Source organism: Streptomyces sp. NBC_00576, assembly GCF_036345175.1.
Taxonomy (GTDB): Bacteria; Actinomycetota; Actinomycetes; order Streptomycetales; family Streptomycetaceae; genus Streptomyces.
Genome location: NZ_CP107780.1, coordinates 9,513,467 through 9,536,393, shown reverse-complemented (window position 1 = coordinate 9,536,393; position 22,927 = coordinate 9,513,467). Strand labels below are relative to the sequence as shown.

General features: G+C 70.9%; 22 protein-coding genes. 12 read left to right on the top strand and 10 right to left on the bottom strand.

Going from position 1 to position 22,927, the window contains the following annotated elements; translation table 11 throughout:
• Positions 1-95 precede the first annotated feature (95 nt).
• From bioB to bioD, 3 genes are read left to right on the top strand one after another with little or no spacing between them, the layout of a single operon-like run.
• Positions 96-1,250 carry a biotin synthase BioB gene (gene bioB / locus OG734_RS41700; protein WP_330292570.1) on the top strand — a complete coding sequence of 385 codons (1,155 nt, stop codon included), beginning with the start codon at positions 96-98 and terminating at the stop codon, positions 1,248-1,250.
• Entirely contained in the window at positions 1,243-2,523 is a 1,281-nt protein-coding gene (locus tag OG734_RS41695; RefSeq protein ID WP_330292569.1) for an adenosylmethionine--8-amino-7-oxononanoate transaminase, read from the top strand. The genes bioB and OG734_RS41695 overlap by 8 nt, the downstream gene beginning before the upstream one ends.
• 2 nt (positions 2,524-2,525) lie before the next feature.
• A complete protein-coding gene (bioD, locus tag OG734_RS41690) occupies positions 2,526-3,245 on the top strand; it encodes a dethiobiotin synthase (RefSeq protein ID WP_330292568.1) in 720 nt (239 codons plus the stop codon).
• A 70-nt stretch (positions 3,246-3,315) separates the two neighbouring features.
• Here the strand turns inward: bioD and OG734_RS41685 are convergent, their stop codons facing one another.
• The gene (locus OG734_RS41685; protein WP_330292567.1) at positions 3,316-5,646 is read right to left on the bottom strand and encodes a helix-turn-helix transcriptional regulator; all 2,331 of its coding nucleotides are present in this window, start codon (positions 5,644-5,646) and stop codon (positions 3,316-3,318) included.
• A gap of 115 nt (positions 5,647-5,761) precedes the next feature.
• Between OG734_RS41685 and OG734_RS41680 the strand changes: the two genes are divergently transcribed.
• A complete protein-coding gene (locus tag OG734_RS41680; RefSeq protein ID WP_330292566.1) occupies positions 5,762-6,448 on the top strand; it encodes an esterase/lipase family protein in 687 nt (228 codons plus the stop codon).
• A 117-nt stretch (positions 6,449-6,565) separates the two neighbouring features.
• Positions 6,566-7,276, top strand: coding sequence for a class I SAM-dependent methyltransferase (locus tag OG734_RS41675; protein WP_330292565.1), 711 nt, complete (start codon positions 6,566-6,568; stop codon positions 7,274-7,276).
• Between the two features lie 4 nt (positions 7,277-7,280).
• On the opposite strand, the gene OG734_RS41670 is transcribed toward OG734_RS41675, so the two are convergent.
• Complete coding sequence (locus OG734_RS41670; protein WP_329283504.1) at positions 7,281-7,619, bottom strand: fic family toxin-antitoxin system, toxin component; 339 nt, start codon at positions 7,617-7,619, stop codon at positions 7,281-7,283.
• Between the two features lie 37 nt (positions 7,620-7,656).
• Positions 7,657-7,908: a toxin-antitoxin system HicB family antitoxin gene (locus OG734_RS41665; RefSeq protein WP_330292564.1), complete on the bottom strand. Its 252-nt coding sequence runs from the start codon at positions 7,906-7,908 to the stop codon at positions 7,657-7,659.
• Between the two features lie 169 nt (positions 7,909-8,077).
• Here OG734_RS41665 and OG734_RS41660 point away from each other — a divergent pair, with 169 nt between their 5' ends.
• From OG734_RS41660 to OG734_RS41635, 6 genes are all read left to right on the top strand, one after another.
• The gene (locus OG734_RS41660; protein WP_330292563.1) at positions 8,078-8,926 is read left to right on the top strand and encodes an ABC transporter ATP-binding protein; all 849 of its coding nucleotides are present in this window, start codon (positions 8,078-8,080) and stop codon (positions 8,924-8,926) included.
• A gap of 5 nt (positions 8,927-8,931) precedes the next feature.
• Positions 8,932-11,499 carry an ABC transporter permease gene (locus OG734_RS41655; protein WP_330292562.1) on the top strand — a complete coding sequence of 856 codons (2,568 nt, stop codon included), beginning with the start codon at positions 8,932-8,934 and terminating at the stop codon, positions 11,497-11,499.
• Positions 11,500-11,885: 386 nt separating this feature from the next.
• Complete coding sequence (locus OG734_RS41650; protein WP_330292561.1) at positions 11,886-12,380, top strand: hypothetical protein; 495 nt, start codon at positions 11,886-11,888, stop codon at positions 12,378-12,380.
• A 130-nt stretch (positions 12,381-12,510) separates the two neighbouring features.
• Positions 12,511-13,176 (top strand): class F sortase, encoded by a 666-nt coding sequence (locus OG734_RS41645; RefSeq protein ID WP_443065013.1) that lies wholly within the window; start codon positions 12,511-12,513, stop codon positions 13,174-13,176.
• Between the two features lie 76 nt (positions 13,177-13,252).
• Positions 13,253-14,332: a right-handed parallel beta-helix repeat-containing protein gene (locus OG734_RS41640; protein WP_330292559.1), complete on the top strand. Its 1,080-nt coding sequence runs from the start codon at positions 13,253-13,255 to the stop codon at positions 14,330-14,332.
• Between the two features lie 71 nt (positions 14,333-14,403).
• On the top strand, positions 14,404-15,477 hold the full coding sequence (locus OG734_RS41635; RefSeq protein WP_443065012.1) for a methyltransferase: 1,074 nt from the start codon (positions 14,404-14,406) through the stop codon (positions 15,475-15,477).
• Between the two features lie 82 nt (positions 15,478-15,559).
• Here OG734_RS41635 and OG734_RS41630 read toward each other — a convergent pair whose 3' ends face one another.
• From OG734_RS41630 to OG734_RS41600, 7 genes are all read right to left on the bottom strand, one after another.
• Positions 15,560-15,892, bottom strand: coding sequence for a TcmI family type II polyketide cyclase (locus OG734_RS41630; protein ID WP_330292557.1), 333 nt, complete (start codon positions 15,890-15,892; stop codon positions 15,560-15,562).
• A gap of 26 nt (positions 15,893-15,918) precedes the next feature.
• On the bottom strand, positions 15,919-16,395 hold the full coding sequence (locus OG734_RS41625; RefSeq protein WP_330292556.1) for an SRPBCC family protein: 477 nt from the start codon (positions 16,393-16,395) through the stop codon (positions 15,919-15,921).
• 1 nt (position 16,396) lies between these two features.
• Positions 16,397-16,657, bottom strand: a complete 261-nt coding sequence (locus OG734_RS41620) for a phosphopantetheine-binding protein (protein WP_330292555.1) — start codon at positions 16,655-16,657, stop codon at positions 16,397-16,399.
• Positions 16,658-16,683: 26 nt separating this feature from the next.
• On the bottom strand, positions 16,684-17,958 hold the full coding sequence (locus OG734_RS41615; protein WP_330292554.1) for a ketosynthase chain-length factor: 1,275 nt from the start codon (positions 17,956-17,958) through the stop codon (positions 16,684-16,686).
• Positions 17,955-19,223 (bottom strand): beta-ketoacyl-[acyl-carrier-protein] synthase family protein, encoded by a 1,269-nt coding sequence (locus tag OG734_RS41610; protein ID WP_330292553.1) that lies wholly within the window; start codon positions 19,221-19,223, stop codon positions 17,955-17,957. The genes OG734_RS41615 and OG734_RS41610 overlap by 4 nt, the downstream gene beginning before the upstream one ends.
• Complete coding sequence (locus tag OG734_RS41605; RefSeq protein ID WP_330292552.1) at positions 19,220-19,702, bottom strand: cupin domain-containing protein; 483 nt, start codon at positions 19,700-19,702, stop codon at positions 19,220-19,222. The genes OG734_RS41610 and OG734_RS41605 overlap by 4 nt, the downstream gene beginning before the upstream one ends.
• Before the next feature lie 76 nt (positions 19,703-19,778).
• Complete coding sequence (locus tag OG734_RS41600) at positions 19,779-20,903, bottom strand: SchA/CurD-like domain-containing protein (RefSeq protein WP_330292551.1); 1,125 nt, start codon at positions 20,901-20,903, stop codon at positions 19,779-19,781.
• 292 nt (positions 20,904-21,195) lie between these two features.
• Here OG734_RS41600 and OG734_RS41595 point away from each other — a divergent pair, with 292 nt between their 5' ends.
• A complete protein-coding gene (locus OG734_RS41595) occupies positions 21,196-22,857 on the top strand; it encodes an FAD-dependent oxidoreductase (protein WP_330292550.1) in 1,662 nt (553 codons plus the stop codon).
• The last annotated feature ends 70 nt before the right edge of the window (positions 22,858-22,927 follow it).

The window sequence follows — 22,927 nt, the reverse complement described above, 5'->3', positions numbered from 1 at the left end:
CTACCCAGGATGTGGCAATACCCACACGTCGAAGCACCTCTCTTGTACGAACTCTCCTTTCCCTCGGCCCGTCGGATACGTCAGGATCGGCTTCCATGGACCTGCTGACGACGCTGGTGGACAAGGGACTGCGGCGCGAGTTGCCGACCCGTGAAGAGGCGCTGGCCGTGCTGGCCACCTCCGACGACGATCTCCTCGATGTGGTGGCCGCGGCCGGGAAGGTGCGCCGGCACTGGTTCGGCCGGCGGGTGAAGCTCAACTATCTGGTCAACCTGAAGTCGGGCCTGTGCCCAGAGGACTGCTCCTACTGCTCCCAGCGCCTGGGCTCCACCACCGGCATCCTGAAGTACACCTGGCTCAAGCCGGACGAGGCCTCGAAGGCCGCGGCGGCCGGGCTGGCCGGGGGTGCCAAGCGGGTCTGTCTGGTGGCGTCCGGGCGCGGTCCGACGGACCGGGACGTGGACCGGGTGGCCGGCACGATCAAGGCGATCAAGGACCAGAACGAGGGCGTCGAGGTGTGCGCCTGCCTGGGGCTGCTCTCCGACGGCCAGGCGGAGCGGCTGCGCGAGGCCGGGGCGGACGCCTACAACCACAACCTGAACACGTCCGAGGCCACCTACGGCGACATCACCACCACCCACACCTACGAGGACCGGGTGGACACCGTCCAGAAGGCGCACGCGGCCGGGCTGTCCGCCTGCTCGGGCCTGATCGCGGGCATGGGCGAGAGCGACGCGGACCTCGTCGACGTCGTCTTCTCCCTCCGCGACCTCGACCCGGACTCGGTTCCGGTCAACTTCCTGATCCCGGTCGAGGGCACCCCCCTGGCCAAGGAGTGGAACCTCACCCCGCAGCGCTGTCTGCGCATCCTGGCGATGGTCCGGTTCGTGTGCCCGGACGCGGAGGTGCGCATCGCGGGCGGCCGTGAGGTCCATCTGCGGACGATGCAGCCGCTCGCCCTGAACCTCGCCAACTCGATCTTCCTCGGCGACTACCTCACCACCGAGGGCCAGGCCGGCCAGGCCGACCTCGACATGATCGCCGACGCCGGATTCGAGATCGAGGGCACCGACCAGGTCACGCTGCCGGAACACCGGGCGTCCGGCGGCGGCTGCGGCACGCCTTCGGCAGGGGCCTGCGGCACGGAGGCGGGCGCCTGCGCTTCGGACGCGGCGACGCCGGAACCCCGTACGGATCTGGTGACCGTACGACGCCGAGGCGCCGGAACGGACCTCGCGCCCAATGCCTGACCTGCCCCTGTCGGACCTGCTCGACCTGGACCGGCGCCACGTCTGGCATCCGTACGGGCCCATGCCGGGCCGCGTCGAACCACTCGTCGTGGAGTCGGCGAGCGGGGTACGGCTGCGGCTCGCGGACGGGTCGGGCGAGTTGGTCGACGGGATGTCGTCCTGGTGGTCGGCGATCCACGGCTACAACCACCCGGTACTCAACGAGGCGGCGCGCGATCAGCTGTCGCGGATGAGCCACGTCATGTTCGGCGGGCTCACCCACGAGCCCGCCGTGCGGCTGGCGAAGCTCCTTGTCGACTTGTCGCCGGAGGGGCTCGAACACGTCTTCCTCGCCGACTCGGGGTCGGTTTCGGTCGAGGTCGCGGTCAAGATGTGTCTGCAGTACTGGCGTTCGGTGGGCAGACCGGCGAAGCAGCGCCTGCTGACCTGGCGTGGCGGCTACCACGGCGACACCTGGCAGCCGATGTCCGTGTGCGACCCCGAGGGCGGCATGCACGAGCTGTGGCAGGGCGTCCTGCCCCGCCAGGTGTTCGCGGACGCGCCGCCGACGGAGTACGAGGAGTCCTACGCCGACCAGCTGCGCTCGACGATCGAACGGCACGCCGACGAACTGGCCGCCGTGATCGTCGAACCGGTGGTGCAGGGCGCGGGCGGGATGCGGTTCCACTCCCCCGCCTATCTGCGGGTGCTGCGCGAGGCGTGCGACGCGTACGGCGTGCTGCTCGTGTTCGACGAGATCGCGACCGGGTTCGGGCGTACGGGCGCACTGTTCGCGGCGGAGCACGCGGCGGTGACGCCGGATGTGATGTGCGTGGGCAAGGCGCTGACCGGCGGTTATCTGACCATGGCGGCAACGCTGTGCACGGCACGGGTGGCCGACGGCATCTCGCGCGGCGAGGTCCCGGTGCTCGCCCACGGCCCGACCTTCATGGCCAACCCCCTGGCCGCGGCCGTGGCCTGTGCCTCGATCGGGCTGCTGCTCGACCAGGACTGGCAGGCGGAGGTCAAACGGATCGAGGCCGGCCTGCGGGACGGGCTCGCCGGGGCGGTGGGCCTCCCTGGTGTCCGGGACGTACGCGTGCTGGGCGCGATCGGGGTGGTCCAGCTCGACCACGAGGTGGACATGGCGGCGGCCACGGCGGCGGCCGTGCGCGAGGGCGTGTGGCTGCGGCCGTTCCGCGACCTCGTGTACACCATGCCGCCGTACGTCACCGGCGACGCGGACGTGGCCCGGATCGCGCGCGCGGTGTGCGCGGCGGCACAGGAGGGATGAACATGCCGATCCTGGTCATCACGGGGACGGGCACGGAGATCGGCAAGACGATGACAACGGCCGCCGTCGCCGCCACGGCCCTCGCCGCCGACCGCACGGTGGCCGTGCTCAAGCCCGCCCAGACGGGGGTACGTCCGCGCGAGCGCGGGGACGCCGACGAGGTCGCGCGACTCGCCGGCGATGTACGAACCCTCGAACTCGCCCGCTATCCGGACCCGCTGGCCCCCGCGACGGCCGCCCGACGAGCCTCGCTGCCACCGGTACGACCGGCCGAGGTGGCGGAGGCCGCCGCGAAACTGGCGGCCGAGTACGACGTGGTCCTGGTGGAGGGCGCGGGCGGACTCCTCGTACGGTTCGACGACGAGGGCGGCACCCTGGCGGACGCGGCCCAGCTGCTGGACGCGCCGGTCCTGGTCGTCGCGTCGGCGGGCCTGGGCACCCTGAACGCGACGGAACTGACGGCCCGTGAACTCTCGCGCAGAGACGTCCACTTGGCGGGAATCGTCATCGGCAGCTGGCCCGACTCGCCCGATCTGGCTGCCCGTTGCAACCTGGCTGACCTGCCGGTGGTCGCGGGGGCGCCTCTGCTCGGGGCGCTGCCTGCTGGAGTCGGGGCGCTCCCCCCGGCCAACTTCCGGACGATGGCCGCAAGTTGGCTTGCACCGACGCTGGGCGGAACATGGGACGCGTCTGAATTCCGGGCGCGAGAAGCGCCCCTCTAGGGGCGCGGGGCTGTATCGATCTGCGGCTCCGCCGCGGGGCGCGACAAGCCCCCACCGGCGGAAAGCCAACTCACAACCCCTCCTCCCCCAACAACCGCACCAGCTCAATCCGCGACCGAATCCCCAACCGCGAGAACACCCCCCGAAGATGGTGATCGATCGTCCGCGGACTCAACGCCAGCCGCACAGCGATCTCCCGATTGGTCGCACCGTCAGCGGCCATCCGCGCAACCATCAACTGCTGCGCCGTAAGACGCGCGGTGAGATCCACTGTCCCCAAACTGATAGTCACCGGCGCCCCCAGCGCCCGAAGCTCCGCACGAGCCTGCGTCGCACAGTGCGGCGCCCCGAACGTCTCGAACGCCTCCAGCGCACTGTGCAGCCGGTCCCGTGCCTCGGTGCGATGGCGCAGCCGACGCAACGCGCTGCCGAACAACAGCTCCGTACGGGCGCGTTCGAAGTCACGCGTGCCGTGAGCGTGCAGGTCGAGGGCCGTGCGGTAGTGATCGACCGCTTCGGCGCCGGGCGCCAGCAGGGCCCGGCAGCGGGCGCTGAGGGCCAGGTCGTCGGGGCTGCGGACAGCGGTGGCCCAGCGGTCGTAGTCGGCGTGGGCGGCCCGGGCGACGCGGGTGTCGCCGGTGCGGACGGCGGCCTCGACGTAGTGCGGGGTGGCCAAGTGCCGGATGGCCCGGTGACCGTGGCCGGGGCCGAACCCGGCGAGGGCGCGCAGCCGGGCGGCGGCGCTCTCGAAGCGGCCGGTGGAGAGGTCGAGGAAGGCGAGCGCCCACAGGGCGAGCGCGGCGGGCAGGCCCAGTCCGTGGGCGCGGGCGTGGGTACGGGCGGCCTCTGCGCGTTCCCGGCAGACCTCGCCGTCGCCGGTCACGGCCGCGAACATGGCGAGGGCAGCCTGCAGATGGCAGGCGCCGTTGTCCTGGCCGGTGGCGTACGCCTGCCAGAGGGCGTCGGCCGCGGCGGTCTCGGCGGCGCGTGGGCGTCCGGTCCAGAAGTCGGCGTAGGCCCGGAATTCCATGGCCTGCGGGACGGTCACCGATTCGCCCCGGGCGCGGGCGGAGGCGGCGGCCCGTACGGTGGCGCGTTCGGCGCCGGAGTGGTCGCCGAGGAGCAGCGCGGCGATGCCGGAGTGGATGAGCAGGGTGGGGTCGCCACCGGGACCGCAGCGCCCGGCAGCCGCCTTGAGGAGGTTGCGGGCATCCTCGTACCGGCCCTCGACGGCGGCGGCGAGTCCCGCGAGGGTGCCGGGCGGGATGATGCCGAGCCGTGCGGACACGGTGGCCGCCTCCCGGCAGCGGCGGAGGTCGCCGGTGTAGACGGCGGCCTCGGTGGCACGTGCCAACAGGTGCACGGCGACGTCCAGGGCCGGGTTCGGGACGCGGTACGACGACTGTGAGTCCGGGTGCGGGTAGCGGGACCCGTACGGGTACGGATACGGGTCGTCCGGCGGGCCGGAACCCGGCCCTTGATCCTCGGCGGAACGATTCAGCACGCTCCCCTCCCCCAGCGCGGCCCTCGCATGCCGGACCGCGGCCGTCAGCAGCCCGTCGAAGGCCTCGGTCGCGTTGCCCGACCGCAGGGCGAGCATGCCGCCCAGCGCGCCCTCGTCCGAGGACGCCACCAGTGCGCGGGCCCGGTCGCCGTCGCCGCGGTGCCAGGCGTCGGCGGCGGCGCGGGACAGCAGCCGGGACTGTTCTCGCGGGTCGGGCGATAGGGCGGCGGCGCGCTCGCCGAGGGCGCCGGCCAGGAGGTGGTCGCCCAGCTCACGCGCCTCGTGCGCGGCGGCGCCCAGCTCGGCGGCGAGCCGTGCGCTGGGACCGAGGGCACCGGCGCCCCGGTGCCAGGAGCGCCGGGGCGTCTCACCGTCGCCGTGCAGGACGCGCGCCAGCAGTCGGTGCACATCCCGCCGGTCCGCCGAGGTCCCGGACTCGTAGGCCGCGATGCGCGTCCACGCGTCACGGAAGACGACTCCGCTCGCTGTCGCGTTGGCGATCCCGGCCCCCTCGGCGGCTTCGAGGGCCCGGGTGTCGAGGTGGGCCGCGGCGACGGCGCGCAGGAAGGCGTGGGTCGCCACCGGGTACTGGTCGGCGGCGGCGAGGAGGAGCAGCAGCCGGGTGTCGTCGGGCAGGACGCGGATCTCCCGGCGATGCGCCCGCAGCAGTTCGGGGGCGAGCGCGGCGGGTTCCGTCGGGAGCGGGTCGAGGCCCGCCGCCTGCCGTTCGGTGAGGAGCGGTACGACTTCGGCGGCGGCGCGCGGATCGCCGTACGCGGCGCAGAGGACGCGCACGCGGACGCCTTCGGGAAGCGGGGGGCCGAGCTGCTGCCACGCGTCCGTGAGTTGCGGTGGCGAAATGCGCGGCTGAGGCGGGGGATTCACCGAGGTCACCACACCACTCACGTTACTGGCGAGTTACAAGGTGCGTAAAGACCGGCGATTTCACCGATGCGGCGCGCGTAGACCCGGCCTGACACTCCAGCCAACCCCACCCATATCAGGAGGCACCATGCAGCGCCGCATGCGACGCATCACAGCAGCCGTCTCGGCCGTCGTGTCCTCGATGCTCCTGTCCCTCTCGCTCTCCGCGACGCCCGCCCAGGCCGCGACCCACAATCCGGTCGTCTTCGTGCACGGCATCAGCAGTTCGTCGAGCAGCTGGAACGACTGGGTCGCCGACTTCAAGGCCGACGGCTACACGGCCTCCGAGCTGGACGCCTGGTCGTACTCCTGGTCCCAGTCGAACGTCACGACGGCCCAGCAACTGGCCACCGAGGTCAAGAGAGTCCTGGCCGCGACGGGCGCCTCGAAGGTCGACCTCGTCGTCCACTCGATGGGCGCGCTCAGTGCCCGCTACTACCTCAAGAACCTCGGCGGAACCGCGTACGTCGACGACTTCGTCTCCGCGGCCGGCGTCAACCACGGCACGACGGTGGCCTCGTGGTGTGCGTGGCTGTACACCTCGTGCTCCGAGATGTACACGGGAAGTTCGTTCCTCACCTCACTGAACTCGGGCGACGAGACCCCGGGCAGCGTGTCGTACGCCAGCTACTGGTCCAACTGCGACGACGCCCTCACCCCGGACACCACCGCGATCCTCAGCGGCGCCACGAACGTCGAGGTCGGCTGCATCTCGCACGACGAGATGAACAACGACTACGGCGTCTACCAGCAGGTCCGCAACTTCATCGCCTGATCCTGCCCGATCCGGCCCGAAACCGTCCGATCCGGCCGGTTCCGGTCGACAGCGGGGGTGCGCGGGTCCCGTAAGGGGGACAATCGCGGTAAGGCCAGTCCTCCCCGGGAGGTCCCCATGCCGCTACGGTCCACCGCAGGCTCCGGCAAGGTGCCGCGGGATCTCGTGCACCATCCGCTGTTCGCCCGTTACTACGCCCGGGTCAGCGTGTCCGCCGAGACCCGCATGGGCCTGGGCGCCCTGCGGGGCCGGCTGCTCGCCGGGCTCTCCGGGCGGGTGATCGAGATCGGCGCCGGCAACGGACTGAACTTCGCACACTATCCGGGCACCGTCTCGGAGGTCGTCGCGATCGAACCCGAGCGCCTGTTGCGGCAGTTGGCCGTGGAGGCGGCGATCCGTTCCGAAGTGCCCGTCCCCGTCGACGTAGCGCCGGGCGTGGCGGAGGCGCTGCCGGTGAAGAGCGAGGCTTTCGACGCGGTCGTGCTCTCGCTGGTGCTGTGCAGCGTCCGGGACCTCCCCCGCGCGCTCGGCGAGGTACGGCGGGTGCTGCGGCCCGGCGGAGAGGTGCGGTTCCTCGAACACGGCGTCGGCGGCGGGCCCGCGATGCGGTTCACTCAGCGCGCCCTCGACCGCACGGTGTGGCCCGCGCTCGCCGGCGGCTGTCATGTGGCCCGGGACCCGGTCGCCGCGCTGCGGGACGCCGGATTCGAACTCGGCCCTTACCGGCGGCTGTTGCTGCCCGAGAAGGGGCCGCGGCTGCCCGTGTCGTACTGCGTCATGGGCAGCGCGTGGCGTCCCCCGCAGCCGGGGACGCCAGGCAAGGGCTGACGCCTCATAGGCTCCACTGGCGGAGTTCGTGCGCGATGTCGTGCACCGAGGCGTTGCCGGTCTTCACCAGGCGGGCCAGGTCGCGCACCTGTTCGGGCGAAGTGACGACCTTGACCCCGCTGGCGATCAGGTAGGCGTAGGCGACCGCGGAGGCGAACAGCGCGTTGGAGCGCTCCAACGCCGGTACGTGCAGCAGGAGTTGGAGCAGGGCTGCGGCCCGGGCGTGCGGGTTGTCATAGACGGGGATGTCGAATATCTCGGCCTCGTGGCGGGCGACAGCGGCGACCAGGGCGCCCCAGTCGGAGACCTGGGGGTCTCCGGGCGTCTTCCGTTCGGCGATCATGAGGAGCCAGGCGAGGTCGATCCTGAGGTTGCCGAAGTTATCCAAGGGGTCGGTGACGACCTTCGCGCTTGCCTTCACGGTCCGTGCCGAACTCTTCGGCGAAAACGGACTCGTACTGCTTCATGAAGTCGGCAGCAGCCTCCACGAAGGTGTGGCCCGCCTCGCCGGTGTCGTGTTTGACCAGCTCTTCTATGTAGCGATTGACGCTCATTCCACGGGCAAGGGCCTTTTCGCGCGCCGCCTGGGCGGTGCCCTCGTCCACCCGGACGTTCAGCTGAGTCTTCGCCATACCTAGACGCTAGCGCGTATGTGCTAGCACCGGCAAGGGGGCCACCCAGGAGTGAAAAGGGATACCGGGTGTGTGCCTCGTCACACTACGCTCGGCCGGGACAAGGAACGAGGGACGTCGCTGCGACATCGGGACGGCCACGACCAGCAAGCCACCGAAGGAGGCAGCCTTGTCCACACCTGCTGCGGAGCACGCACCCGGGCACGCGGAGGCGGACGGGACCGCGGCCCGCGCCCGCGCGCTGACCAAGGCGTACGGCTCGGGCGAGACGACCGTGCTCGCCCTCGACTCGGTCGACGTGGACATCGCGCGCGGGCGCTTCACCGCGGTCATGGGGCCCTCCGGCTCGGGGAAGTCCACGTTGATGCACTGTCTGGCGGGGCTCGACACCGTGTCGGCGGGGCAGGTGTGGCTCGGCGACACGGAGATCACGGGGCTGAAGGAACGCGATCTGACCCGGCTGCGGCGGGACCGGATCGGGTTCATGTTCCAGTCGTTCAATCTGATCCCGACCCTGAACGCCGTCGAGAACATCACCCTGCCGATGGACATCGCGGGCCAGAAGCCCGACCAGAAGTGGCTGGACCAGGTCATCGACACACTGGGGCTGCGGGACCGGCTGAAGCACCGCCCGGCCCAGTTGTCCGGTGGCCAGCAGCAGCGCGTGGCCTGTGCCCGGGCGCTCGCCTCACGCCCCGAGCTGATCTTCGCGGACGAGCCGACCGGCAACCTCGACTCACGCGCCGGTCTTGAGGTCCTCGGCTTTCTGCGCGAGGCCGTCGACGACCTCGGCCAGACGGTCGTCATGGTGACCCACGACCCGAGCGCCGCCGCCCACTCCGACCTGGTGCTCTTCCTCGCCGACGGCCGGATCGTGGACGAGATGGCACAGCCCACGGCGGAGGCTGTCCTGGAACGCATGCGCCTCTTCTCCGGCGGACAGACCCAGACCCCCGCGCCCGACGCCCCAGGTAGCCCCGACGCCCCTTCCCTCACCAAGCCCACCGACGAGGACTGACACCCGTGCTGAAGGCAACGCTCAGGAGTTTCCTCGCGCACAAGGGCCGGCTGCTGCTCTCCGCGCTGGCCGTCGTTCTGTCCGTGGCGTTCGTCGCGGGCAGCCTGATCTTCTCCGACACGGTCACCCGCACCTTCGACCGGCTCTTCGCCTCCACGTCCGCCGACGTCACGGTGAGCCCGCGGGAGGACTTCACGTCGCAGGTGCCGTCCGGCGAGGCCCTGACCCTGCCCGCCTCCCTGGCCCAGCGAGTGGCCGGTGTCGAGGGCGTCGCGGACGCCCACGCGGACGCGTCCGTCGAGAACATCACCGTCGTCGACGACCGCAACAAGTCGGTGTCCCCGACCTCGGGCGCCCCCACCATCGCCACCGACTGGTACCTCACCGACCGCAGCCCCGTCGAACTCACCTCCGGCCACGTCCCTCAGGACGACGGCGAGGCACTGCTGGACGCGGACACCGCCGACAGCAAGGACGTGAGCATCGGCGACACGCTCACCGTCCACGCGCAGCCGGGGTCGTTCAATGTCAGGATCGTCGGTATCGCCACCTTCACCACCACCAACCCGGGCGCGGCGCTGCTGTTCCTGGACACGAAGACGGCGCAGACCCGACTGCTCGGTGCACCGAACCGGGCCACGAGCATCTCGGTGACCGCCGCGAGCGGGGTGAGCGACACCGAGCTGAAGAGCCGTATCGCGAAACAGATCGGCACCACCGACTACGAGTTGGAGACGGCCGCCGAGCAGGCGGAGTCGGCCGCGGACCAACTCGGCGGATTCCTCGACGTGATCAAGTACGTGATGCTGGGCTTCGCCGGGATCGCGGTGCTCGTCGGGGTCTTCCTGATCGTCAACACCTTCTCGATGCTGATCGCTCAACGCACCCGCGAACTGGGCCTGTTGAGGGCACTCGGCGCCGACCGACGACAGGTGCGCCGGTCCGTGCTGACGGAGGCGGTGCTGCTCGGCCTGGTCGGCTCGACGCTCGGCCTCGCCGCCGGTATCGGCCTCGCGGCCGGGCTGATCCAGCTGATGAGCGCGTTCGGCATGAACCTCAGGTCGGCCGACATGGTGGTGGGTTGGGCAACTCCCGTGTCGTCGTACGCAGTCGGGCTCGGGGTCACCTTCGTGGCTGCCTATCTGCCGGCCCGGCGGGCAGCGGTGGTCTCCCCCATGGCCGCGCTCTCGGACGCCGAAATCGCGGGCGTGGGGCGGCCGTTGCGGGTACGTGCAGTCGTCGGCGCGATCGTCGGGGCGCTCGGGGCCGCCGCGCTCGTGGGCTGCGCCACGGCCGACGAGACGTCGACCTCCGCGTCCCTGCTGGGCCTCGGTGTCGTCCTCACCCTCGTCGCCACGGTCATCGCGGGCCCGCTGCTGGTCCGGCCGGTCATCCGGGTCCTCGGCGGCGCGTTCCCGGCGATCTACGGCTCGGTCGGCCGGATGAGCCAGCGCAACGCCCTGCGCAATCCCCGCCGTACGGGGGCCACGGCCGCCGCGCTGATGGTGGGCCTCGCCCTGGTCGGCGGGATGTCCGTGGCCAGCGCCTCGATGACCAAGTCCTTCGACCAGCAGATCGACAAGACGCTCGGTGCCGACTTCGTCGTACAGCACGACAACTTCGTGCCGTTCCCGCAGGAGGTCACCGACAAGGTGCGGGCCACGGACGGTGTCGGTCTCGTCGTACGGCAGCGGTTCGTGCCGGTCGCGGTGCGGTTCCCGGACGGCAAGCGTCTCGAAACGACGGCCGCCGGGTACGACGCACGGCTCGACGACGTCGCCCATGTCGCCTACGCGCAGGGAGACACGGCCGCCGCGCTCGCGGACGGCCGGCTGGGGATGTCCGCCGACTACGCCAAGGACCATGACGTGCGCGTCGGCACTGTGCTGCCGGTGGAGTTCCCGGACGGCGGCCGGACTGAGCTGACGGTCGCCGCCCTCACCGACCAGGACAGCGCCGAGGGGTTCGGGACACAGGGCGGGATCTACTTCGGGATCGCGGTCGCCGAGAAGTACGTGCCCGGCGGCCAGGAGTCCGCGCTGTACGTCAACGCTGCGGACGGCACGAGCGTGGACCGGCTGCGTCCCGCTCTGGAACGGACCCTCGACCCGTATCCACAGGTCAAGGTGCGTGACCAGGCCGACTACAAGGAACTGATCCGCAACCAGATCGCGGTACTGCTCTACCTCGTGTACGCGCTGTTGGGGCTCGCGATCGTCATCGCGGTGCTCGGCGTGGTCAACACCCTCGCCCTGTCGGTCGTGGAGCGCACCCGCGAGATCGGGCTGCTGCGGGCCATCGGACTGTCCCGGCGGCAGCTGCGCCGGATGATCCGGCTGGAGTCGGTGGTGATCGCCGTGTTCGGTGCGGTGCTCGGGCTCGGGCTCGGGCTGGTGTGGGGCGTGTGCATCCAGCGGGTGCTGGCACTGCAGGGCATGGAGGCGCTGGCGATTCCCTGGGGCACGATCGTCCTGGTGGTGGTGGGCTCGGCGCTCGTCGGCATCGTCGCGGCGCTGCTGCCGGCGTTGCGCGCGTCCCGGATGAACGTGCTGGCGGCGATCGCGCACGAGTGAGGGGTGCGTGGGGGGCGCGGTGGCTGCGTACATCTCTCCCTTCCGTCCGAGCTGTCCATCAGCTGACTGAGGATCAGGCCCCGCTCCCAGCCGACTGAACGGGCCGGCGATGCGTGCAGCCGTGTCGCCGCCGATCGGGTTGTGCGTACGGCGGCGCGCGGGACGGGAAGTGACTGCAGGTCAGCCGGTCAAATGCCTGGTCAGGACTCTGCTGGTCGGTCCGGAGGATGGTCGGCCGTTGGGTCCGGTGCCGCCGTACGGGTCAGTGGGGTGGGCGGCTCGAGTGGTGCGCCCGGCCGGCCTGACTGACGGTGGATCACGTCGAGGTCGGGTCTCCTCAGCTGACATCGCGTCAGCGCCCCGGCCACGGCGGAAGGACTTCGACCATGCGCTCTGCCCGCCTGCTCCTCGCTACCGCGACGGCCACGGCCGCTCTCGCGATCGCCGCACCCGGCGCCCTCGCCGCCGACGGCGGCGACTGGGACAACGGTGACTCTTCCTACAGCAAGGAGCACGACAAGGACAGCAAGCACGACAAGCCGAACGGTGGAATGCACACGGGTGGCGGTGCGCTCACCGCGGTGAACGAGGGCGACTGGAGCAAGGACGACAGCACGGACGAGAGCGAGAAGGGCGACTGGGAGGCCGACAAGGAGGAAGGGAGCAAGGGCTCCTGGCACTCCAGCGACAAGGAGGAGAAGGAGGAGGGTGGCAAGGGCAACTGGGGCTCCAAGCACGAGAAGCCCAGCGGTGGCATGCACACCGGTGGCGGCGCGCTCGCGGCCCCGGGTGTCACGGCCGGCGGGCTGGCGGCCCTGGCGGTCGTCGGCGCGGGTGCGTTCGCGATGCGTCGCAGGAACGCGGCCGACGGAGTGTCCTGACCGATGCCTGTCATAGCAGCCGAGGCCGTCGCGTGTGCACATCCGCCTGTGCACACTGCGGCGGCCCGGCCGGTTCGGTCCCCCCTTCGTACCTACGTACTGTGCCCGTGTTCCAGTGAGGTGGTTCCCGATGGCAACCCGGTTGCCTTCCCCTGTTGAGTCCCCATCGGTGCCGCCCAGGCGGCGCTTTTTCGTACGTCTGATCGCGTGGTCCGTCGTTCTCCTGATCCCGGCGGTCATCTTCCTCTCCGGAAACGACGAGTCGTCGGACGACGCCCGCGCGCCACGAGCCGCCACCGCGCACGCCCCGTTCTCGTCGGCCGCGCCGCAGGCCGGAAAGCATCTGCCGCGGGCACGGCCGACGCGGCTGCGTATCCCGGCCATCGGCGTGGACGCCCCCTTCGTCGGCCTGGCCATCGGCGACTCGGGCCAGCTCGAACCCCCGCCCGCCGACGACGTGAACATGGTCGGCTGGCAGGCGAACGGCGTGTCCCCGGGAGAGGCGGGGACCGCGATCATCGCCGGGCACGTCGACACGGCGACCGCCCCCGCCGTCTTCGCGGGGCTCAGCGCACTGGAGAAGGGGAACCGCTTCTCCGTCAACCGGTCCGACGGACGGACAGCCGTCTTCGTGGTCGACAGCGTCGAGACGTTCGCGAAGGACGACTTCCCCGACCGGCGTGTCTACGCCGACACCCCGCAGGCCCAGGTCCGGCTGATCACCTGTGCCGGTGCCTACGACCACGCGGTGAAGGACTACACCGACAACCTGGTGGTCTTCGCCCACCTCGTCTGACCCGTCGGGATCCGCCGGGAGCCCACCTGGGTGATCAGCGGTGGCGAGCCGGAACACCCGCTCCTAGCTTCGGCATATGAACAGACGACAGATCACCCACCTCGTATGCACCGCCGCTGTCGTGGCCTCGGGACTCGGCGCCGCCGCCCCCACGGACCACCGCACGGCGCACCAGGTACTCCGAATCCACCGGGTCCAGCCCGGCGAATCGATCCAGCAGGCGGTGGACGCCGCACAGCCGGGGGACACCGTTGTCCTCTCCCCCGGCACCTACCGCGAGAGCGTCCGCATCACCGTGTCCGGCCTGACCCTGCGGGGCTCGGTGACCGGGACCTCCGTCATCGTCCCCGGCCCGGCCTCCGCCGACAACACCTGTGCCACAGCGGGCAACGGCATCTGTGTGAACGGCACCAAGAGCCTTCCCATCAAGCGCGTCACCCTGCGCTCGCTGACCATCCGGGGCTTCACCAAGAACGGCCTGTGGGCTTCGTGGACCGATCGGCTGAAGGTCCAGCAGGTGACCTCCGAGCAGAACGGACAGTGGGGCATCGCCCAGGAGAGGTCCGTGCGCGGCGTGTTCAGCCGCAACACCGCCGAGGCCAACGGTGACGCCGGGCTCTTCGTCGCCAACACCGTCGACCGGGAGGACGGGGCCCAGGACTCCGAGGGCGCCGAGATCAGTCACAACCGGCTGCTCGGCAACCGCATCGGCATCACGGTGCGGCGGCTGCGGAACCTGACCGTCGAACACAACGAGGCGACCGGGAACTGCGCCGGAGTGTTCGTCGTCGGCGACGAGGGCCAGCCGCGCGCCGGGGCGATGACCGTCCGCCGGAACCACATCCACGCCAACAACAAGCTGTGTCCGAAGACCCCCCGGCTGCCCTTCCTGCAGGGCTCGGGCATCGTCCTCACCGGCAGCGAGAAGACGCTGGTGACGAAGAACAGGGTCGTGGACAACGTGGGCGCCTCCCCGCTGTCGGGCGGCATCGTGCTGTTCAAGAGCTTCGTGGGTGCCCCCAACGAGAGCAACGAGATCCAAGACAACGTGGTACTGCGCAACAGCACTGCCGATCTCGCCAACCGGGACACCGGCACGAACAACACCTTCCGCAACAACACGTGCGGCGTCTCCGAACCCGCCGGAATGTGCTGACCGAACGACTCCTCCCCCCGCTCCCTCCCCCGCTTTCCCCGAACGGCACGACGACAGAGGCGAGGCAACACATGACGACCGTTGATCCGGCTCCGCCGGCTTCCCCCTCTCCCTCCGCTCCCCCCTCTCCCCCTGCTCCTCCAGCGCCCATGCGGCTGAGGGAACTCGTTTTCGGGGCGGCCTGCGCCGCCGCCGTACGCGCCGCCGCCCGCCTGGGCGTCGCGGATGCCCTGGACGACGCCCCCAAGAGCGTGGAGGACCTGGCGGCGGCGGTGAAGACCCAGCCCCACACCCTCAGGCGGCTGCTGCGCGCACTGACCTGCCAGGGCGTCTTCGCGGAGCGCCCCGACGGCACCTTCGTCCACACGGACATGTCCCGGCTGCTGCGCGAGGACGATCCACACAGCCTGCGGTACATCGCGCTGTGGTGCACCGAGCCGTGGACGTGGAACGTCTGGCCGCAGCTGGACGAGGCGGTGCGCTCCGGCCGGAACGTCTTCGAGGACATGTACGACAGGGAGTTCTTCGCGTATCTCAACGAAGAGGCTCCCGAGTCGGCGTACGTGTTCAACCGGGCCATGACGACGTCCAGCGAGCAGTCCGCGCGGGACGTCGCGAACCTGCTGGACCTGAGCGGGGTGTCCTCGGTCGCCGACATCGGCGGCGGCCAGGGGCAGGTCGTGGCCAGCCTGCTGGAGAAGCACCCCACGATGCACGGTACGCTGCTCGACCTGCCCGGGGTGGTGGAGAACGCCGATCCGCGACTGCGCGACGGCGGTTCACTGGCCGCGCGGGTGAGCATCGTGGCCGGGGACTGCCGGCAGGACATCCCCGTACAGGCGGATGTGTACATCATCAAGAACATCCTGGAGTGGGACGACGACAGCACCCGCAGGGCGCTGGCGAACGTCCGGAAGGCGGCGCGGCCCGGTGCTCGGGTCGTCGTGATCGAGAACCTCGTGGACGACACACCGTCGATGAAGTTCACGACCGCCATGGACCTGCTGCTGCTCCTCAATGTCGGCGGTGCGAAGCACACCCGGCAGAGCATGGTCGACCGGCTGACGGCCGCGGGCCTGGTCATCGGCGAGATCCGCCCGGTCAACGCGTATCTGCACGCCTTCGAGTGCACCGTCCCCAGCTGACCCCCGCCCCAGCCGAAACCCCGAGGCCGGTACCGCGAATGTCGCGGTACCGGCCTCGGGGTTCTTCTCCGTGGGCTGGTGCTCAGGAGCCGGCGTTCCGCTCCCACTGGTAGAAGCAGCGCGCCATGGCGTCCTTGGGGCTGCGCCAGGTCTGCGGGTCGTACGCGGAGACGTACGCCGACAGCTTGTCGCTGATGCCCCGGAACTCGGGGTGTCCGGCCACCTTCGCGATGGCGGGCGCCGGGTCCTGGTCGGCCTCGATGAAGTGCAGGTACACGTCGCCGTACTGGAAGAGGCTGCGGCGGGTGACACCGACCAGGTGCGGGAGTTCACCACTGTCGGAGGCGGCGAACAGGTCGGCGATCGCCGGTGCCGAGTCGGGTGCCATGCGGGCGACGATCAGGGCGTGGTGCATCGGGGTGTCCTTCCTGGGCCGGTGGCTCAGCGGGGCAGGGGCGCGTTCTGGCGGTCGCGGGCGACCTGCTCGATCCGGTCCCGGATGAGCGCCATCTGCGTACGGGAGTTGCGGTTGATGTTGTCCGTCATCCACTCGTCGTCGACCGGGGCGTCGGGCTTCATCGCGAAGTCCTGCGTCCAGCGCATCTGGGTACCGCCCGGCAGCTCCGTGTACTCCCACAGGATGTTCATGTGGGCGAAGGGGCCCGTCTCCACCCGGCGGGCCCGGACGGTCCGGTTGGCGCGGTCCACGGTCCGTTCCGAGACCCAGCTCCACACCTTGCCGTTGTCGTCCGGGTACATGGTCAGCCGGAAGGCCGTCGTGTCGCCCTCGCGGGAGAGCACTTCGAGGGAGGAGTACTCGGTGAAGAGCCGGGGCCAGTTCTCGATGTCGTTGGTGATGTCCCAGACGAGGTCGAGGGGGGCGTCGACGGTGATGCTGTTCTCGGTGTGTCCGGCCACTTCAGGCTCCAGCCTTGAGGGTGTTGTTGATGAGGTCGAGGAACTCCTGGGGCGTCCTGCAGCGCTCCGAGTCGGGGGGCAGCGAGCGGCCGTACTGGTTCTCCAGCTCGCCGACGATGCCGAGCAGGCCGAGCGAGTCGAGGCCGAGGGTCCCGAAGGGGGTGTCCGAGGCCCGCTCCAGTTCCCGGGGGTCGACGGTGACTCCGGCGCCCCTCTTCATGAGGGCGGCCAGTTCGTCGTAGGTCACTTGGGTGGTGAGCATGCGGGTGTCTCCTTCCCGCCCGGTGGTCATCGGGCGGAGTCGTCTCCGCGGCGCACTACCAGCGCCGCGTTGGAGCCCATCAGTCCCCGGCTGAGGACCAGGGCCGTGCGCGGCTCGGCGGGGCGAGCGCGGGACATCACCAGGTCGAGGTCGTGGCAGATGTCGAACACGTTGGGGGTGGGTGGGATCAGGCGGTGCTCCATGGCGAGCACCGCGGCGGCGATGTCCAGCACGGGCGCCCCGCAGTAGGCGCGCCCGATGCCGGTCTTGGGCGCCGTGACGGGGACCTTGGCGCCGTGTTCCCCGAGGGCGTCGGTGATGGCCAGCGCTTCCGCGCGGTCCGCCTCCGGCACTCCCAGGGCGTCCGCGAACACGACGTCGATCTCCTCCGGGGCGCATCCGGCCTCGTCGAGGGCGCCCCTGATCGCGTGGGCGAGCCCCTCACGGGACCGCTCCCAGCGGGAGGCGCCGGTGAAGGTGGCAGCGTGGCCGGCGAGGGTGGCCCGGACGGCCGCCCCCCGCTCACGGGCGCGGTTCTCGTCCTCGACGACGAGCATGGCGCCGCCCTCGGCGGGCACGAAACCGCAGGCTCCCGCAGTGAAGGGGCGGTAGGCGCGGGCCGGGTCCTCGACGGTGCTGAGTTCGGCGTATCCGAGCTGGCAGACCATCGAGTACGGGGCGAGGGGTGCCTCCGCGCCGCCGACGACGACCGCGCCGGTTCCGCGCCGGACCGCCCGGGCGGCGTGGGCGACGGCGTCCAGACCGCCGGCCTCGTCGCTGGCGACCACCCCGCACGGGCCCTTGAAGCCGCCGCGGATGGAGATCTGGCCGGTGCTGGCGGCGTAGAACCAGGCGATGGACTGGTACGGGCCGACGTACCGCGATCCCTGGCCCCACAGCTTCTGGAGCTCGCGCTGCCCGAACTCACCGCCGCCGGACCCGGCAGCGGTGACCACACCGATGTCGTACGGTTCGGCGGGCTCGCCCCGGGCGATTCCGGCGTCGTCGAGGGCGAGTGCGGCGGCGGCCATGGCGAAGTGGCTGAACCGGTCGGTCTGGACGAGGAAACGCTCCTCGATGAGGCCCGCGGCGTCGAAGCCCCGGACCTCGCCCGCGACGCGGAGCGGCAGGTGTCCGCAGCCCTCACGGGTGATCCCGTCCAGGACGACGAGGCCTTCGCCGACGGCCTTCCAGTAGGAGTCGGCCCGCAGGCCGTTGGGCGCGATCACACCGATCCCGGTGATGGCCGCGCGCGGTGTGCGCCCAGTGCGCTGTCTGGGCTGCGTTTGCCGAGTCTTCATCGGATCCTCCCTCCCGGCCCGGTCAGCAGTACGGCCGACTGGAAGCCGCCGAATCCGCTGCCGACGGAGAGCACGTTCCTGAGCTCCCGCTGGCGCGCGGTGCGCGGCACGTAGTCCAGGTCGCACTCGGGGTCGGGTGTCTCGTAGTTCGCCGTCGGCGGCACGACCTGGTGCTTCAGGGCCAGGACGCACGCGACGATCTCGATCGCGCCGATCGCGCCGAGCGAGTGCCCCACCATGGATTTGATGGAGCTCATGGGTGTGTCGTAGGCGTGGGGGCCCAGGGACCGCTTCACGGCGGCCGTCTCGTGCCGGTCGTTCTGTTTGGTGCCCGAGCCGTGCGCGTTGACGTAGTCGATCAGCGTGGGATCGAGGCGGGCCTGGTCGAGCGTGGAGTCGATCGCCCGGGCCATCTCCAGCCCCTCGCAGGTCAGACCGGTCATGTGGTAGGCGTTGCCGTAGGTGGCGTAGCCGCCGATCTCGCAGTAGATGTGTGCGCCGCGCGCCCGGGCGTGCTCGTACTCCTCCAAGACGAGCACCGCCGCGCCCTCGCCCATCACGAAGCCGTTGCGGCGGGCGTCGAAGGGCTTGGAGGCGTGTTCGGGGTCGTCGTTGTTGTCCGACGTCGCCTTGATGGCGTCGAAGCAGGCCATGGTGATCGGCGATATCGGCGAGTCCGCCGCCCCGGCGATGCAGATGTCGGCGCGGCCCTCCTCGATGGTGTGGAAGGCGTAGCCGACCGCGTCGATTCCGGAGGTGCAGCCGGTGGAGACGGTCTGCACCGGGCCCTGCGCGCCGAACTGCTCGGCGACGACCGAGGCGAGGGTGCTCGGCGAGAACGCCCGGTGAAGTTGCGGGTCGGCGCCGCGGTGGTCCACGTCCCACCGCTGCCCGCCCTCGCTGACCTTGACGTAGTCGTGTTCGAGGCGGGTGGTGCCGCCGACGGCGCTGCCCAGGGAGACCGCGACGCGCCAGGGGTCCTGTGTGCCGGTGTCGAGGCCGGAGTCGCCGACGGCTTCGGCGGCGGCGACCATGGCGAACTGGATGTAGCGGTCGGCGTATTGGCTCACGTCCGGGTCCAGGCCGTGCGCGAACGGGTCGAAGTCGCATTCGGCGGCGATGCGCGAACGCAGGCCCGCCGGATCGAACAGCGTGATGCCCCGGGTCGCGGTACGGCCGCCGGCGAGGAGGTCCCAGAACGCCGTGGCGCCGGTCCCGCCGGGAGCGACCACACCGATACCGGTGACAGCCACCCGCCGGGTCACCGTATGGCCTCGCTTCGCTCGGACGGCTGTCCGTGGTCCGGAGCGAGCCCGTCCGGCCCGCCGACGGCGAACTCCGTGCCGGGTACGGCGGTTTCGGTGACCTCCGTGTCGACGTGACCGAGGCTGGGGCGCGGGGCGAGCGGACCCAGGTGGAAGACCATGCGGGCTTCCACGTCACCGACGTTGCGGAAGCGGTGGCGTACGTCGATCGGGATCAGGAGCCCCTGGTCGGGCCTGAGGGCGTGCGTCTCGCCGTCCAGGTCCACTTCGAGGGCTCCGGCGACGACGTACACGAACTCCTCGGAGTACGGGTGGTAGTGCTCGCCGATGCGCTCGCCGGGCTGGACGATCGCCAGACCCATGAAGCCGCTGGTGGAACCCACCGTGGCGGGCGTGAGCATGGCCCGCAGATCGCCGCCGCGTCTGCGGTTGGGTTCTGTCTCGCTCAGATCCACGATGCATGGGTGCTGCTTGTTCATGGTTGACACCTCCGGGGGTGGCAGGGACGTCGTCCGGGCGGAGTGGGAGCGGCGCGGACAGCGCTGCGGCGGTCCGTCAGGAACGCGCCGAGCTGCGGTCGGTGACGGGCATCATGTCGGCGTGCGACAGGAGGCGGTTGATGTTGCGGTCCGCCTCCAGGGAGCCCTCGACACCGATCGCCGCGCCGTCGAGGAGACGCTCCAACTCCGCTGCTTTCCCAGGCCCCTTGAGACCGAGGGAGGACATCGGGTCGGTGTCGAGCTCGCCGGTGAGGTCGACGAGACGGACAACGATGTCATCGCGCTGGAAGACGGTGCTGCCGAACACCGGGCTGTGCGGGTCGTCCGCTGCGGCCTCGTCCTGGTGGGCGAGCAGCCGGGCCAGCTCCATCCCGCGGCCTTCCTTCGCCGGGTAGTACAGCGCGTGCCGCCGCAGTCCGGCGGGTGCCTTCTCGCCGGAGACCACGTGGTGGACGGCCGGGAGCGCGGCCCGGGTGAAGAAGACCCGTGCCGAGTCGGGGTCGCTGAGGTCCCGGTCCTGTTCCAGGTACGGGTTGATGGCCTCCTCGACCGCCCGCACCTCGGGCTGGCGGGCGACGTGGCGCAGTGCCGCGAGGAGGTCGCCCTCGACCTCCACGGCCCGTACGACCCTGTTGCCGTGCATGAAGAGAGAGGTGCGGCGCAGCCGGGTGGTGTCGTCGACCTGGGCCTCGGGTGAGGTGTAGCCGGCCAGGATCTCGGCGACCTTCGACTCGGAGCCCGGCCTGACGGTGAAGGTGAGGGCGTGGCGTGCGACACCGTCGCCCACGCGGGCCGCCACCTGCATGCCCGCTGCCGCCGACTCGGGGGTGAGCGGCGCGTTGGGGGTCGTCTCCCGGAGGATGCTGTAGCGCATCGACCGGGTGTCCCGGACGCAGGAGTGCATCGGCCGGACGGTCTCGACGTGCTCCTCGCTGTTCACCCAGGCGAGGAAGGGCGGAGCGCTCTCCCACTCGCTGGTGATGAGCCACTGCGAGGGGTTCTCGATCGACTGGCAGAGCTGGTCACTGAGGTGACCGGGGACGGATGCGACCTGGTTGCGCATGTGTTCGTACGCGTCCAGGAACTGCTGCTGGGCTCCTTCGTACAGGTCGAGCAGCAGGATCACCCGCAGCCTGGAACCGTCGAACGCCGACTGCGATATGCGTCCCGAGATGGTCATCCGGCGCACCTCTCCTCTTCGTCGTTGAAGTCCTTCGTCATGGAAGTCCTTCGTTGTGGAGGTCCTTCGTTGTGTAACAGGGAACGACTGCCGGGTCCGAAAGACCGGGGCCGCCATGAGCCGATCGTTGACGCGAGTCGCGATGTGCGCGACTCCCACGGGGTCGGGCGGGTGAACCGTGCGCCATCTGGGTGCCTCCGGCGGGCGAAACGGTCCCCGGGCACGCAGTGTGCAGGTGCGTCCCATCCCTGACCGCGTCCCGGCAGACACCGGCAGAACCTGGAGGCATTCGATGAACCGCGCTGAAGAGGCCGACGGCGAAGTCGGTCACCACACGCCCGTCCTGATCGTCGGCGGCTCCCTGGTGGGCCTGTCCACCTCCCTGTTCCTCGGTCGCCTGGGGGTGCCGCACACCCTCGTGGAGCGCCACTCAGGTACCTCGATCCATCCACGCGGGCGCGGGAACAACGTGCGCACCATGGAGTTGTTCCGGGTGGCCGGAGTGGAGCGGCGCATCGAGGAGGCGGCGTCGGTCCTGGCGGACAACCACGGCATCCTGCAGACGCCGAGCCTGGTGGGTGACGTGGGCGAGTGGCTGTTCAAGGAGATCGACCCCGGCGGCGGGCTCGCCCGGTTCAGCCCCAGCGGCTGGTGCCTGTGCAGCCAGAACGATCTGGAACCGGTCCTGCTGGAGAGCGCGCGGGCGCTGGGCGGGGATCTGCGGTTCTCGACCGAGCTGATGTCGTTCGAGCAGGTCCCCGAGGGGGTGACCGCGCAGGTCAAGAGCCGGGACACGGGCGAGCACACCACCATCCGGGCGGACTACCTCGTCGCGGCCGACGGCCCGCGAAGCCCCGTCCGCGAGCAGCTCGGCATCGGGCAGAACGGCCCCGGCGACCTGTTCCACAACGTCAGCATCACCTTCACCTCCCACGGCCTGGCGGACGTGGTCGGCGACCGGCGCTTCATCGTCTGCTACCTGACCAGCCCGGACGCCGACGGGGCTCTGCTGCCGGTGGACAACCGGGAGCACTGGGTGTTCCACGCGCCCTGGCACCCCGAACACGGCGAGACGCTGGAGGAGTTCACCGACGAGCGGTGCCGGGAACACATCCGGCGGGCGATCGGCGTACCGGACCTGGATGTGGAGATCACCGGCAGGGCCCCTTGGCACGCCGCCGAGAGGGTCGCCGAACGGTACGCGGACCGCCGGGTGTTCCTCGCCGGCGACTCGGCCCACGAGATGTCCCCCACCGGGGCGTTCGGCTCCAACACCGGTATCCAGGACGCCCACAACCTCGCCTGGAAGCTGGCCGCGGTGGTGGGCGGCTGGGCGGGTCCCGGGCTGCTGGCGTCGTACGACTTGGAGCGCCGGCCGGTCGCCGAGGCGACGAGCGCCCGGGCCTCCGCGCGGTCGGTCGAGCACAGCCACCCGGGGTACACGCCCGCTCCCGGGGCCGGCGGCCCCGGCGGCAGGAAGGGCGGAATCCTCAACGTGGCCCTCGGCTACCGCTATCCGCGGGGCGCGGTCCTGGGCGCTGATCCGGCGGTGCCGGTCGTGCCCGAGGGCGTGCGGCTGACGGGTGAGCCCGGGAGCCGGGCTCCGCACCTGTGGCTGAACCGCGCCGGTACCCGGATCTCCACTCTCGACCTGTACGAGACCTCGCTGGTGCTCCTCAGCTCGGCGGGCGCCGCCGGCGGCTGGCACGACGCGGCGACGGACGTCGCGCGAGAGCTGTCGGTGCCGCTCGCCTCGTACCGGATCGGCAGCGGGCCGGACGTCGAACTGTCGTCCGCGAGCGAGGTGGAGTGGGCGCAGGCCCACGGCGTCACCACGGACGGCGCGGTGCTGGTCCGCCCCGACGGGTTCGTCGCCTGGCGCTCCGAAGGGCCGTCGGCGGATCCGGGGGCGGTGTTGCGGGAGGCCCTTACGGCGCTGCTGGACCGGGGCTGACCACTCGGTGGACGTCCACGCACGGAAGCTTCACGCCCGTGCACGGAAACGAGTTCGCCAGAGCGCCTGC